Genomic DNA, 13,862 nt, shown 5'->3' on the forward strand with positions numbered 1-13,862 from the left:
CGATTCTATGTCAACACAAACAGATGAAACTACCTGGGTCACATTTAAAAGACTTTGGACTTATATTCGACTATATAAGGCCGGCCTAGGTGTTGCGGTAATTGCGCTTATCATAAATGCCGTTTCTGATACCTATATGATTTCCTTACTAAAGCCGTTACTTGATGAAGGCTTTGGTAATGCTGAATCTGACTTTTTACGCACGCTCCCTATTATTATCTTTGCCATGATGTTTATTCGTGGTGTCAGTGGCTTTGTTTCAACCTATTGTTTGAGCTGGGTCTCTGGCAATGTGGTGATGGAAATTCGTCGTAAAATTTTCAGCCATTTCATGCACATGCCTGTTTCTTTCTTCGATAAAGAACAGACAGGCGCATTGCTATCTCGAATTACTTACGATTCAGAGCAAGTGTCTGCAGCAACCAGTAAAGCGTTAGTCAGTATTGTCCGTGAAGGTGCAAGTATTATTGGCTTGTTGACGCTGATGTTCTGGAATAGCTGGCAGTTGTCTTTGGTGTTATTTGCTGTCGCGCCTTTGGTTGCGTGGGCGATCAGTATCGTATCGAAGCGATTCAGAAAGATCTCTAAGAACATGCAAACTAGCATGGGTCACGTTGCTTCTTCAGCTGAACAGATGCTGAAAGGGCATAAAGTGGTTTTAACTTACGGTGGTCAAGATCTAGAAAAACACCGCTTTGATAAAGTTAGCAACCAAATGCGCCAACAAAGCATGAAGCTAATCACGGCTCAAGCGGCCGCTAACCCGATTATTCAAATGATCGCATCAGTTGCGATTGTTGTTGTTCTATTCCTTGCTAGTGTCGAATCTATTAAAGCCGAGCTTACTCCTGGTACGTTTACCGTTGTCTTCTCTGCAATGTTTGGTCTATTACGTCCGCTAAAGGCGTTAACTAACGTAACGTCTGAATTCCAACGTGGTATGGCTGCGAGTACGACTCTATTTGGCTTGATGGATCTAGATACCGAGCAAAACAAAGGAACATTGAAACCTGAAACTGTAACGGGTGAAGTTGCTGTTAAAGATGTCACGTTTACTTATGACGGTGCAGAGAAACCAGCACTTGATAAGGTCAGCTTTAATATACCGAAAGGTAAAACGGTTGCGCTTGTTGGGCGTTCGGGTTCCGGTAAGAGTACCATTGCCAACCTATTTACTCGTTTTTATGACGTAGACTCTGGTTCAATTGAGCTTGATGGCCACGACATTCGTGATTACGAATTGAGAAATCTGCGTGAGCACTTTGCTCTCGTTTCTCAAAATGTACATCTGTTTAACGATACGGTGGCTAACAACATCGCTTACGCAGCAGAAGAACAGTATTCACGTGAACAGATCGAACACGCGGCTAAGCTTGCTCATGCAAGTGAGTTTATCGATGGCATGGAAAATGGCATTGATACGGTTGTGGGCGAGAATGGCGCGAGTCTTTCTGGTGGTCAAAGACAGCGTATTGCGATTGCACGAGCGCTATTGAGAGATGCACCGGTTTTGATTCTTGATGAGGCAACGTCTGCACTGGATACAGAATCAGAGAGAGCTATTCAATCTGCATTAGAAGAGCTGCAGAAAGACAAAACAGTATTAGTTATCGCCCACCGACTCTCTACGATCGAGCAAGCCGATGAAATTCTAGTGGTTGATGATGGTCATATTGTAGAAAGGGGCGCACATGCTGAGCTAATCGCACATGATGGCGCCTATGCACAATTACATCGAATTCAGTTCAGCGGATAAAATTAGGTCTTGTTGTGATCGAAAAGATTTGGTTTAACAATCACCCGTTGAAATATCTTCTCTGGCCGCTATTGTGGCCACTGAGTGTGCTGTTCAAAATGATCAGTAGTCAACGTCGTGATGCTTACCTCTCTGGGAAGAAAGAGACCTACCGCCCGCCTTTACCTGTTATTGTTGTGGGCAATATTAGCGCTGGCGGAAATGGTAAAACGCCGGTTGTGATTTGGTTAGTAGAGATGCTTCAGGCTCACGGCTATAAACCCGGAGTCGTGTCTCGTGGCTACGGTGCAAAAGCACCAAGCTATCCGTTGGTGTTGGATGAAAATACACCAGCAGAACACTCTGGTGATGAACCTCGCTTGATTCGGAAGCGAACTGGTGCGCCAGTTGCAGTCGATCCTGTGCGCGCTAACGCGGTGAAAGCATTGCTGAGCAAAGGCGTTGATGTGATCATCACTGACGATGGCCTTCAGCATTACGCGCTTGAACGCGATATTGAATTTGCAGTTATCGACGGCGCAAGACGCTTTGGTAGCGAGAGCTTGATTCCTTTAGGCCCATTACGAGAGCCTGTATCTCGTTTAGATGAAGTCGACTTTTTGGTGAACAATGGCGGTAAAGCGCATGGGCGAGAGTTCTCGATGTCTTTGCTTCCAAGCCAAGCGGTTAACCTGAAAACAGGTCAGAAAAGGTCTGTGGCAGAATTACAGAAGCTGGTGGCTTTTGCCGGTATTGGCCACCCACCGCGCTTTTTTAAAACATTGGAAGATCTTGATGGTGATGTGGTTTTCACACAGGGCTTCGCCGACCATCAAGATTTTGATAAAGATGAACTTCATGCCTTAGCTAAGAAAGGTATGAATCTGATTATGACAGAAAAAGACGCTGTAAAATGCGAAGAATATGCTCAAGATAACTGGTGGTATCTTCCAGTTTCTGCGCAGTTTGATGAAGATTCGCAACAGCAAATTTTAAAAAGAATAAAAGAGGTTATGGAATACTATGGATCACCGTCTACTTGAGATCGTTGCTTGCCCTGTATGTAAAGGTAAACTAACTTTTGACAAGGATAAGCAAGAGCTTGTTTGTAAAATTGATCGCCTTGCCTACCCAATTAAAGAGGGTATTCCTGTTCTTTTAGAACCCGAAGCTCGCACCGTTTCTATGGATGAGGGTAAGTAATGTCTTATACGGTTGTTATACCTGCAAGATACCAATCGAGCCGTTTACCAGGGAAGCCACTTGCTGACATTGGTGGAAAGCCGATGATTCAATGGGTATACGAACAGTCAATGAAAGCGGGTGCCGATAAAGTTATTATCGCTACCGACGACGCTCGAGTTGAAAAAGCGGCTAAAGCATTTGGCGCGACCGTTTGTATGACATCACCGGATCATGAGTCAGGCACTGAACGCCTAGCTGAAGTGATTGAAGTTATGAAGATTCCTGATGATCATATTATCGTGAATGTTCAAGGTGATGAGCCACTTATCCCACCTTCGATCATTAATCAGGTTGCCAACAATCTTGCTAACAGTACAGCTCCGATGGCAACGTTAGGTGTGGAAATTACTCATGCTGATGAAGTGTTTAACCCTAATGCCGTTAAAGTTGTAACCGATAAAGACGGTTACGCCTTGTATTTTAGCCGAGCAACCATCCCTTGGGATCGCGATGCTTACGCGAACAACGGTACTGCAGCGGAATCTCCTTTACTTCGTCATATTGGTATCTATGCTTACCGAGCGGGTTTTATCAATACCTACATTAACTGGGAACCAAGCACTCTTGAACGTATTGAGTGCCTAGAGCAATTACGAGTACTTTGGTACGGTGAAAAAATCCACGTAGACGTTGCGGCGGAAGCGCCGGCTGCTGGTGTTGATACGCCTGAAGACCTAGAAGCGGTTCGAGCTATTATTGGCTAAGCTTCTTTGAGCGAGTTCTTGTTTGCTCTACAAAATGAAAAATGATGAGCCTTGCCTATTGCGAGGCTTTTTTCTATTTATCGAAAAGTGCGTTATCGAAAAGCGCGTGCGTGTCTCATTGACCTAAGCAAACGGATATTGAGATAGTTGCATTGGTTTATGCATCATCAACACGGAATTATCTGAGATTTACCTCGCTCGAGTTCCAATTTTTCTCTATAATATGCCGCCTATAAAGTAGTGGCGAATCGCTAGTACAGAATAAAACTTACGACAAAACGTGGAGTAAAAGATGCCTTCTCAAAGCCCAGTGATTACGGTTGATGGACCAAGTGGTGCAGGTAAAGGTACCCTGTGTATGTTGCTAGCAGATAAGCTAGGCTTTCATCTTCTAGACTCAGGCGCGATCTATCGCGTATTGGCTTTAGCGGCAATTCACCATGGTGTGGATACTGAATCAGAGGATGCTTTAGTACCGCTTGCTACACACTTAGACGTGCAGTTTATTGCTGAAGGCGACTTAGTTAAGGTTATCCTAGAAGGTGAAGATGTGTCTGGTGAACTTCGTAAAGAAGAGACCGGCATGGCGGCTTCAAAAGTTGCTGCTTTACCTCGCGTTCGCGAAGCACTGCTTCGTCGTCAACGTGCATTCAGCGCTGCGCCTGGTTTGGTTGCAGATGGGCGAGACATGGGAACGGTTGTGTTTCCTGAAGCTGAAGCGAAAATATTTTTAGATGCAAGTGCTGAAGAGCGTGCGAGTCGCCGCCTTAAACAGTTGCAACAGAAGGGGTTAGATGTTAAATTTGACGACCTTTTGAGCGAGATCCAAGAGCGAGACGATCGAGATCGTAATCGCCCAGTGGCGCCACTTCGCCCTGCAGAGGATGCTCTAGTGCTTGATTCCACCTCAATGAATATTGAGCAGGTAGTAGAAAAAGCACTACACTATATTGAATCGAAACTGGCTGGGTAATTTCGCCGAGCTAGTACGAACGTTGGTCGCAAGGATGATGACCGGCGAATTTATCAACCCCATGCGGTAGGATACCCATGGACGTTTAATTATTGAAGATTAAATAATGACTGAATCTTTTGCTCAACTCTTTGAAGAGTTTCTATCTGAAACTGAATTCCAACAAGGCAGCATCGTTAAAGGTACTGTAGTAGCTATCGAGAACGGTTTCGTTCTTGTAGACGCTGGTCTTAAGTCTGAATCTGCTATCCCTGCTGAACAATTCAAGAACGCTGCTGGCGAACTTGAAGTTGAAGTTGGTGCTGAAGTAGACGTAGCTCTAGACGCTGTTGAAGATGGTTTCGGTGAAACTCAACTTTCTCGTGAGAAAGCTAAGCGTCACGAAGCTTGGATCGTACTTGAGAAAGCTTGTGAAGAAGCTGAAACTGTTGTTGGTATCATCAACGGTAAAGTTAAAGGCGGTTTCACTGTTGAACTTAACGGTATCCGTGCTTTCCTTCCAGGTTCTCTAGTAGACGTACGTCCTATCCGTGACACTGCTCACCTAGAAAACAAAGAGCTAGAGTTCAAAGTAATCAAGCTAGACCAGAAGCGTAACAACGTTGTTGTTTCTCGTCGTGCTGTTATCGAATCTGAAAACAGTGTTGAGCGTGACGAACTTCTTGAAACTCTACAAGAAGGTACTGAAGTTAAAGGTATCGTTAAGAACCTTACTGACTACGGTGCATTCGTTGACCTTGGCGGTGTTGACGGTCTTCTACATATCACAGATATGGCTTGGAAGCGCGTTAAGCACCCATCAGAGATCGTTAACGTTGGTGACGAAATCCTAGTTAAAGTTCTTAAGTTCGATCGTGAGCGCACTCGTGTTTCACTAGGTCTTAAGCAACTAGGCGAAGATCCATGGGTAGCAATCGCTAAGCGTTACCCAGAAGGTCACAAGCTTTCTGGTCGTGTTACAAACCTAACTGACTACGGCTGCTTCGTTGAAATCGAAGAAGGCGTTGAAGGTCTAGTACACGTTTCTGAAATGGATTGGACTAACAAGAACATCCACCCTTCTAAAGTTGTTAATGTTGGCGACGAAGTTGAGGTTATGGTTCTTGATATCGACGAAGAACGTCGTCGTATCTCTCTAGGTCTGAAACAGTGTAAAGCTAACCCATGGCAGTCATTTGCAGAAATGCAAGCTAAGGGCGACAAAGTTACTGGTAAGATCAAGTCTATCACTGACTTTGGTATCTTCATCGGTCTAGAAGGCGGTATCGACGGTCTTGTACACCTATCTGACATTTCTTGGAACGCTGCCGGCGAAGAAGCTGTACGTGAATACAAGAAAGGCGACGAAATCTCTGCTGTTGTTCTAGCAGTAGATGCAGAGCGTGAGCGTATTTCTCTTGGCGTTAAGCAAATGGAAAACGACCCGTTCAACGCATATGTTGCTGACAACAAGAAAGGTGTTCTTGTAAACGGTACTGTTACTGCAGTTGACGCGAAAGGCGCTACTATCGAGCTAATCGAAGGCGTTGAAGGTTACATCCGCGCTTCTGAAGTTTCTCGCGACCGTATCGAAGATGCATCTCTAATCCTAAGCGTTGGCGACAGCGTTGAAGCGAAGTTCACTGGTGTAGACCGTAAGAACCGCGTAATCAACCTATCTATCAAAGCTAAAGATGAAGCTGATGAGCAAGAAGCAATGGCTTCACTGAACAAGTCTGAAGAAGGCGCGTTCGGTAACGCAATGGCAGACGCATTCAAAGCTGCTAAAGGCGAATAATAGCTTCTCATTAAGAGAATTATAGCTATCTAGCCAAGAAAGGAGCCGTAAGGCTCCTTTTTTTTTGCTTATTTTTCCGATAGGTCTATAATTTCTAAAAAGAAAACCAACGAGGGTAACTATGACTAAGTCTGAATTGATTGAAAGACTGTGCGCTGAGCAAACGCATCTTTCTGCAAAAGAAATTGAAGACGCTGTAAAAGACATTTTAGAGCATATGGCTTCAACACTAGAAAGTGGTGATCGAATCGAAATTCGCGGTTTTGGCAGCTTTTCTCTGCATTATCGTGAGCCTCGTGTTGGACGTAACCCAAAGACTGGTGACAAGGTAGAGTTAGAAGGTAAATACGTTCCTCACTTCAAACCAGGTAAAGAGCTGCGTGAACGAGTAAACTCAGGAATGTAGCCTACTTATCGGAATTAAGAAAAGCGGCATACTATAATGTATGCCGCTTTTTTATGACCATAATATGGTGGTCTGATTAGTAATTTTCCTGCATAATCGTACAGCTAACCAACCAATGAGTGATGAACTATGAAAATTATAAAAATAGTCGCCGTTATCGCACTTTTCCTAATTGCACTGGCTTTAGGCTCTCAAAACCAAACAACTGTGAATTTCAACTATCTGCTAGCGCAAGGTGACTTCCACCTCTCAAGTTTATTAGGTGTTGTATTCGTTTCAGGCTTCGCCCTTGCTTGGTTAGTCTTTGGTAATATGCACATGCGGTCTCAGCTAAAAATTCATCGCTTGAAGAAGCAACTCAATAAGCAATCAAAGCAGGTCGCTGCTGATACTAAAGCTTAAAGGCTATATTTGATGTTAGAGTTACTGTTCTTACTTTTGCCTATCGCAGCCGCTTATGGCTGGTATATGGGTAATCGTAATGCTCAGCAAGAAAAACAAAAGCAATCACACCAGATCTCCCGTCAATACGTGACGGGTTTGAACCTATTACTGTCAGATCAATCTGACAAAGCGGTTGATCACTTCATTGAGCTACTTCAAGTAGACAATGAAACCATCGATACTCACTTGGCTTTGGGCAACTTGTTCCGCTCAAGAGGCGAAGTCGACCGCGCTATTCGCATTCACCAAAATCTCATCTCTCGTTCGGGGCTTACCCTCGATCAGAAAAACCTCGCACTGCAACAATTAGCCAAAGACTACATGGTCTCTGGCTTCCTTGATCGCGCTGAAAAAATCTTTGAGCAGCTTGTAGAAGAACCTGACCATAAAGAGGGCGCTTTACAGCAGTTGGTTGCTATCTATCAGCAGACCCGTGAGTGGAACAAAGCCATCCATTACGGAAATATCTTAGTTAAGCTCGGCAAGAAAAAAATGAAGATGCGTGCGACCGTTGCGCATTTCTGGTGTGAGCTTGCGATGCAAGAACAAGCCGACGGTAATCGTTCTAAAGCGCTTCAGCATTTTAAGAAGGCGCTTTCTGAAGACCCTAAATGTGTTCGTGCAAGTATCGCGTTAGGGAAGTTCCACCTAGCGAATGAAGATTACCAAAAGACAATAGATTGTCTTGAGTCGGTACTTGAACAAGATATCGATTTTATCAGTGAGGTGTTGCCAACCCTTGCTGAGTGTTACCACAAGCTTGGACAAGAAGCTCAATTGGTTGAGTTCCTCAAAGCTTGTATTCAGAAGAAAGCCGGTGTATCTGCCGAACTGATGCTGGCGCAATTGGTTGCTCACCATGAAGATGTAGGCTCTGCTCAAGAGCTACTGACAAAGCAGCTTGTTAAAAATCCAACCATGAAAGGTTTTTATCGATTAATCGATTACCACCTAGCGGAAGCAGAAGAAGGCCGAGCAAAAGACAGCTTAACCACACTTCAATCTATGGTTGGTGAACAGCTTAAGGTTAAGCCTCATTACCGTTGTCGTCAGTGTGGTTTCTCAACACACTCAATGTATTGGCACTGCCCTTCATGTAAAGGGTGGGGGACGATCAAGCCTATTCGTGGGCTTGATGGTGAATAGATTTGTGGTCACTTTAAGACCAAATTATTAATTGCAGCTTTCGGGCTGCATTTTTATGACTGTTATTTATCACCTGCTTAGGTGATTGAAAATTATTTAGAAAGTTAACTGCGTTAGGAGATGAAATGAACGACCAAAAAATCATTGTAGCCTTGGATTATGATAATCAAGCGGATGCGTTAGCCTTTGTCGATCGTATTGACCCAGCATCTTGCCGCCTAAAAGTGGGCAAAGAGATGTTTACCCTGTTTGGCCCTGAATTTGTTCGTGAATTACATAAGCGTGGTTTCTCAGTATTTTTAGACCTTAAATTCCACGACATCCCGAACACATGTTCAAAAGCAGTTCGTGCTGCCGCAGAACTGGGTGTTTGGATGGTGAACGTACACGCAAGTGGCGGTGAGCGCATGATGACGGCTTCTCGCGAAATCTTAGAACCTTATGGCAAAGACCGTCCACTGTTAATCGGTGTAACGGTACTCACCAGTATGGAGCAATCTGATCTAGCGGGTATCGGTCTGGATCTTGAACCACAACAACAAGTGATGCGCTTGGCTTCTCTAACGAAAAACTCAGGCTTAGACGGTGTTGTATGTTCTGCACAAGAGGCATCTTTGCTTAAAGGTGCACTTGGTCAGGAGTTCAAGCTAGTTACTCCAGGTATTCGTCCTGTCGGCGCAGATGTTGGTGACCAGAAGCGTATCATGACGCCTTCTAAAGCGATTGAATCAGGCTCAGACTACCTTGTTATCGGCCGTCCGATTACGCAAGCTATAGACCCTGCTGCTGTGCTTGCAGAGATCAACGGTACGTTAGCTTAAGTCTATATTTAGATTGAGATATAAATAAAGAAGGCCAGCAAATTGCTGGCCTTAATTTTTTAGTCTGGATTAGTCTAATCTGGACTGAATGCTCTGTGTGGAGCTTAAACCGGAGCGCCACTATGGAATTTGAAGTCGCTGTCATCTGAAGTGATAAGATCAGCTTCTACTTGAGCAAAATGCGCAATACGCTCTGAAATATCTTTCCCTGCGATCTGTTCTGCTAGCTCAAGGTAGTCTTGGTAGTGGCGAGCTTCTGAGCGAAGTAGAGACACGTAAAACTTCTCCATGTCTTCTTCCAAGAAAGGAGCCAATTTAGCGAAGCGTTCACAAGAGCGAGCTTCAATAAACGCACCGATGATAAGCTTATCAACCAGAGCATCAGGCTCGTAAGTCTTAACTTGTTTGATCAAGCCTTTAGCGTAACGACCCGCCTCGATTGGCTGGTAAGTCACGCCTTTCTTCTCCATCAACTCCATGACTTGGTAGAAGTGATGCAGCTCTTCTTTGATCAGTAATACCATCTTATCGATCAGGTCAGCACCGTAATTACAGCCTTCTTTTGCGGTGATTTGCTTGGATACGTTGCTTTTACCACGCAGAGACTCTAAGTCTCCGATACGACGGTAAGCAAATTGCTCGTATGGCAAAATCCATTCATTCAGTTGCTTCGCGCTTTCTTTATCGACAGCGTACTTGCGAATAAGGAACAAAGCACTCTGTGCCGCCTTAAGTTCACACAGCATGTGATCGCGTAGAATGATGTGAAGATTTTCAGGCTTTTTGGCTTCATCTATCCATGAATCTGGTGTTTCGGCTTTAAGAAAAGAGTGGATTGGAGCGAGTAATTCTTGATACATGGTCAGGGAAAGTTTGTTGATAATGCGGTGATTTTATCACAGCTCAAGAGATCTCCCTATACAGAGAAAGGAAATTCAACAGCTATAAAAAAGGCCGCCTATTTAATGTAAATAAGGCGGCCTTTAAGTGTTGAGTTAGACTGTTACCATTTCTTCTTCTGACCGAAGAGGGCATCCATATCGTCTTCACGCTCTTTAGATTCCATCTGCTGCAAATCTTGAGCGTTTTTGTCTTGGCGTTTCTGGTCAAGCTCGTTAAGCATCTGTTGAAGCTTTTCTTTGGCTTGATTAGAGTACGAGTCGTTCTTAGTCGCTAAAGCATCAATACCTTTGCGTAATAGCTGAATCGCTGTTCCCGGCTGTCCGCGAGAAATCGAATCGTTTGCACGTTTAATAACATTTTCAATGTTAATACGGATTTGAATCGTTTCTAGGCGAGCATTTTCAACCACATAAGCTTGAGTCTCGAAACGGCCTTTATTGTGCTCGTTACGTACTGTATCACGCAGGCGCTTAACTAACTTAAGCATCATGATCGCTTGCTTGTCACTACTTGGTACGCGGAAAGCGGTGCTCTCACCACCTTTGTAGTTCTCTTTAAGCTGAGTGATTTGTTGTTTTACACTTTCAATGCGTTGGGCAAGCTGCTTATTTTTTGGATCGAGTTGATACATGTTTTCTAATGCATCAAGAATTCGATTGTTTAAGCATACAAGAAGATCTTGGCTAAACGGCATGTGATGAGCGTTGCCAATCAGTTCTTCTGTACCGTCAATAATGGTTAGATAACGAGAAGCTTCCTGTTTCTTCGCTGTTTCTACCTTAACTTTATATTGAAGCATGATGTTGTAGCCTAAAACTAACACCAAAAGAACGGCTACTAAGGCGATTATTAAACCAATATTCATATATTTGAGTCTGCTTATTATTTTCTATAGCTAACTGGAGAGGATACACGATTCCATTGTGTATCGGCACTCGTAAATTGCAATTTCTGATTATCTCTTGTTGAGCGAAATCGGCAATCAAAACTTACCAACTAATGTATGAGAATGAGGGTTGGGTTGCAAAGCGTTAGTGATGTTTTTGTTTGTTAAGCTAGAAAAACTCAATTTTCCTGTCATTTTTGTGTTCGAAGCGTTATAACTATTAATTATATTACACGCGACTATAACGCTCTCTTTGCAAATAAGTTAGCACAGAAATGAGTAAAGGATTACGAGGTTAGATATGAAGTTACAGCAACTGAAGTACATTGTTGAGGTTGTAAACCATAACCTAAATGTTTCAGCTACAGCAGAGAGTTTGTACACATCTCAGCCTGGCATTAGTAAGCAAGTTAGATTACTTGAAGACGAACTAGGCATTCAGATTTTTGAGCGTAGCGGCAAGCATCTAACGCAGGTTACCCAAGCGGGTGAGGATATCATTCGTATCTCTCAAGAGATTTTGGCGCGCGTTGAAAGTATTAAAGCGGTAGCGGGTGAGCACACTCATCCAGAGATGGGGACATTGAATATTTCAACGACTCATACTCAAGCTCGTTATGCACTGCCTGATGTGATTAAAGGTTTCACGGCGCGTTACCCTAAAGTATCGCTTCACATGCACCAAGGCACGCCAAGCCAAATGTCAGAAGCCGTCGCTAAAGGTACAGCCAATTTTGCGATTGCAACGGAAGCGCTACACCTTTACCAAGATGCGATTATGCTGCCTTGTTACCACTGGAACCGTTCGATCGTCGTGACCAAAGATCATCCTCTGGCACAGAAGCGTAATATCACGATCGAAGATCTTGCGGCTTATTCCCTAGTGACCTACGTGTTTGGTTTTACTGGTCGTTCTGAGCTTGATACGGCGTTCAACAAAGTAGGGTTAACACCGCGTGTTGTGTTTACCGCGACCGATGCAGACGTAATCAAAACCTATGTTCGTATGGGCATTGGTGTTGGTGTAATCGCAAGTATGGCGATTGACCACGAGCAAGATACCGATTTGATTGCGATTGATGCGAGCCATTTATTTGGTGCGAGCACAACCAGTATTGGCTTTAGAAAAGGTACCTTCCTGCGTTCTTACATGTTTGACTTTATGGAGCGTTTTGCACCGCACTTGACTCGCCCTGTGGTTGAGCAAGCTATTTCTTTGAAATCGAATGAAGAGATCGAAGAGATGTTTAAAGATATCGAGCTGCCTGTTCGTTAATCTCATCGTGTAAATCTAGATTCTTATTCGGCCTGTATTTGCAGGCCGTTTTTCTTTTGGGCTTTTAGCTTTCGTTTTCTTTATCGACCCTTTCCATTTCGACCCTTTCCATTTCGACCCTTTCCATTTCGACCTCTTACCCCTACAATCCACGCATCATAGGGGGAAGCATGCATTCACGATTTACAATTCTCGATTCATTTTTGCTAGAGCACCAGATTTACTGGCGTTCAGAGCCTTTTCACCTATGCCAAACTCAACAGCAGCCGTGGAAGGAGGTCAATCGTCCACTCGTTGATTGGTTAGAAAGCTTAGATAATGAAAGCATTCAAACCTTAAAAGAGCAGCCTCAACTTTTGATTGAGGAACTGACTCGTTTCCTACCTGAATTAGAGACTGCTACCCAAAACATCCAGTTCGATAACACAGCTTTGGTTGGTTTAGACCTCCCACGTGGTACTGCTGATGGTATTCCTGGCCGAAAGCTACATCAAATTGTCGCAATGGGCGAGGCTGTATTAGAGCATCATCATGGCAAAGAGTGGCTCGAGTGGTGTTCTGGTAAAGGCTTTCTTGGTCGAATCCTATCTCAGCAATCGGATCAAAAAGTCACTAGCTTTGAATGGCAGCAATCGTTATGCGAAAGCGGACAAAAGATTGCTGATGACCAGAAATTAGCGATGAACTTTGTTCAAGGTGATGCTTTTTCTGAAAGCGCTGATGAAGTGTTTAACTCAAGCCAACATGCCGTAGCCCTTCATGCTTGTGGCGATCTTCATGTCGAGTTAGTTAAAAAGTCAGTGTCACATGGGCTACCAGCGGTCACTATTTCTCCTTGTTGTTATCATCTTATTCGAGACGAAAACTACCAAGCGATGTCTTCTGTCGCGAAAAGATCAGCATTAACGTTAAGTAAGAGCGACTTAAGAATTCCGCTTCAAGAAACCGTCACTGGTGGTGAAAGAGTAAAAAGACATCGTCAACTAGAGATGAGCTATCGTCTAGGCTTCAGCCAGTTACTTAAGGCTGAACTTAACATTGACGAATACATTCCTGTACCGAGCATCAAAAAATCAGAGTTAGCTGAGGGTTTTGAATCTTTCTGCCGTTGGGCATCTGAAGTGAAAGAGCTATCGCTGGGCTCAGATATTGATTTTGACTCTTATTTGATTCAAGGCGAAGCGCTTTTCTGGGAAATGGAGAAGCTGAGTTTGGTTCAACAAGTTTTTAGAAGGCCTTTAGAGATATGGCTAGCTTTAGATCGCGCTATCTATCTGCAAGAGCAAGGTTATGAAGCTTCGATTGAAGAGTTCTGCGAACGCAGTATTACGCCAAGAAACCTATTGATTCATGGGGTTAAAATCGAGCGCTAGTGGTAAATCGTACTGTTACGTGTTTTTACGACCTAAATCCATTAATGCAAAAAAGCCAGTGCGACATAATGTCGTACTGGCTTTTTGTTTAATGTGTGTCCCGTCCTGAAATGTGTTTACACATTGAGGACGAATTATGACTACTTCAAATAATACCTACATTAAGCGCACTC

Annotated in this window: 14 protein-coding genes; 12 read left to right on the top strand and 2 right to left on the bottom strand. The window is 43.8% G+C overall.

Going from position 1 to position 13,862, the window contains the following annotated elements; genetic code table 11:
- The first annotated feature begins 7 nt into the window (after window positions 1-7).
- The 10 genes from msbA to pyrF all read left to right on the top strand — a co-directional run bounded on the left by msbA (window position 8) and on the right by pyrF (window position 9,251).
- Window positions 8-1,756: a lipid A ABC transporter ATP-binding protein/permease MsbA gene (gene msbA / locus MSG36_RS18200; RefSeq protein ID WP_050644559.1), complete on the top strand. Its 1,749-nt coding sequence runs from the start codon at window positions 8-10 to the stop codon at window positions 1,754-1,756.
- A 14-nt stretch (window positions 1,757-1,770) separates the two neighbouring features.
- Window positions 1,771-2,778, top strand: coding sequence for a tetraacyldisaccharide 4'-kinase (lpxK, locus tag MSG36_RS18205; RefSeq protein WP_059020937.1), 1,008 nt, complete (start codon window positions 1,771-1,773; stop codon window positions 2,776-2,778).
- Window positions 2,759-2,938 carry a Trm112 family protein gene (locus MSG36_RS18210; protein WP_004736429.1) on the top strand — a complete coding sequence of 60 codons (180 nt, stop codon included), beginning with the start codon at window positions 2,759-2,761 and terminating at the stop codon, window positions 2,936-2,938. Before lpxK ends, MSG36_RS18210 begins: the two co-directional genes overlap by 20 nt.
- Window positions 2,938-3,684: a 3-deoxy-manno-octulosonate cytidylyltransferase gene (gene kdsB, locus MSG36_RS18215; protein ID WP_059020935.1), complete on the top strand. Its 747-nt coding sequence runs from the start codon at window positions 2,938-2,940 to the stop codon at window positions 3,682-3,684. The genes MSG36_RS18210 and kdsB overlap by 1 nt, the downstream gene beginning before the upstream one ends.
- 292 nt (window positions 3,685-3,976) lie before the next feature.
- Window positions 3,977-4,657, top strand: a complete 681-nt coding sequence (gene cmk / locus MSG36_RS18220; RefSeq protein WP_017060237.1) for a (d)CMP kinase — start codon at window positions 3,977-3,979, stop codon at window positions 4,655-4,657.
- Window positions 4,658-4,763: 106 nt separating this feature from the next.
- Window positions 4,764-6,434 carry a 30S ribosomal protein S1 gene (gene rpsA, locus MSG36_RS18225; protein WP_010439921.1) on the top strand — a complete coding sequence of 557 codons (1,671 nt, stop codon included), beginning with the start codon at window positions 4,764-4,766 and terminating at the stop codon, window positions 6,432-6,434.
- Between the two features lie 121 nt (window positions 6,435-6,555).
- Entirely contained in the window at window positions 6,556-6,840 is a 285-nt protein-coding gene (ihfB, locus tag MSG36_RS18230; protein ID WP_017060238.1) for an integration host factor subunit beta, read from the top strand.
- A gap of 129 nt (window positions 6,841-6,969) precedes the next feature.
- Window positions 6,970-7,242: a lipopolysaccharide assembly protein LapA domain-containing protein gene (locus MSG36_RS18235; protein ID WP_017066774.1), complete on the top strand. Its 273-nt coding sequence runs from the start codon at window positions 6,970-6,972 to the stop codon at window positions 7,240-7,242.
- 12 nt (window positions 7,243-7,254) lie between these two features.
- Window positions 7,255-8,430: a lipopolysaccharide assembly protein LapB gene (lapB, locus tag MSG36_RS18240; protein WP_016769333.1), complete on the top strand. Its 1,176-nt coding sequence runs from the start codon at window positions 7,255-7,257 to the stop codon at window positions 8,428-8,430.
- 125 nt (window positions 8,431-8,555) lie between these two features.
- Complete coding sequence (pyrF, locus tag MSG36_RS18245) at window positions 8,556-9,251, top strand: orotidine-5'-phosphate decarboxylase (RefSeq protein ID WP_017078954.1); 696 nt, start codon at window positions 8,556-8,558, stop codon at window positions 9,249-9,251.
- Window positions 9,252-9,355: 104 nt separating this feature from the next.
- Here the strand turns inward: pyrF and miaE are convergent, their stop codons facing one another.
- Window positions 9,356-10,111: a tRNA isopentenyl-2-thiomethyl-A-37 hydroxylase MiaE gene (miaE, locus tag MSG36_RS18250; protein WP_008224293.1), complete on the bottom strand. Its 756-nt coding sequence runs from the start codon at window positions 10,109-10,111 to the stop codon at window positions 9,356-9,358.
- Window positions 10,112-10,254: 143 nt separating this feature from the next.
- Window positions 10,255-11,019, bottom strand: coding sequence for a hypothetical protein (locus MSG36_RS18255; RefSeq protein ID WP_048614538.1), 765 nt, complete (start codon window positions 11,017-11,019; stop codon window positions 10,255-10,257).
- A gap of 322 nt (window positions 11,020-11,341) precedes the next feature.
- Here MSG36_RS18255 and cysB point away from each other — a divergent pair, with 322 nt between their 5' ends.
- Entirely contained in the window at window positions 11,342-12,316 is a 975-nt protein-coding gene (gene cysB / locus MSG36_RS18260) for an HTH-type transcriptional regulator CysB (RefSeq protein ID WP_061039392.1), read from the top strand.
- A 170-nt stretch (window positions 12,317-12,486) separates the two neighbouring features.
- The gene (locus MSG36_RS18265; RefSeq protein WP_248369188.1) at window positions 12,487-13,689 is read left to right on the top strand and encodes a methyltransferase; all 1,203 of its coding nucleotides are present in this window, start codon (window positions 12,487-12,489) and stop codon (window positions 13,687-13,689) included.
- Window positions 13,690-13,862: the final 173 nt, after the last annotated feature.

This window comes from Vibrio sp. 1CM8B, from assembly GCF_023161685.1.
GTDB classification, from domain to species: domain Bacteria; phylum Pseudomonadota; class Gammaproteobacteria; order Enterobacterales; family Vibrionaceae; genus Vibrio; species Vibrio coralliirubri.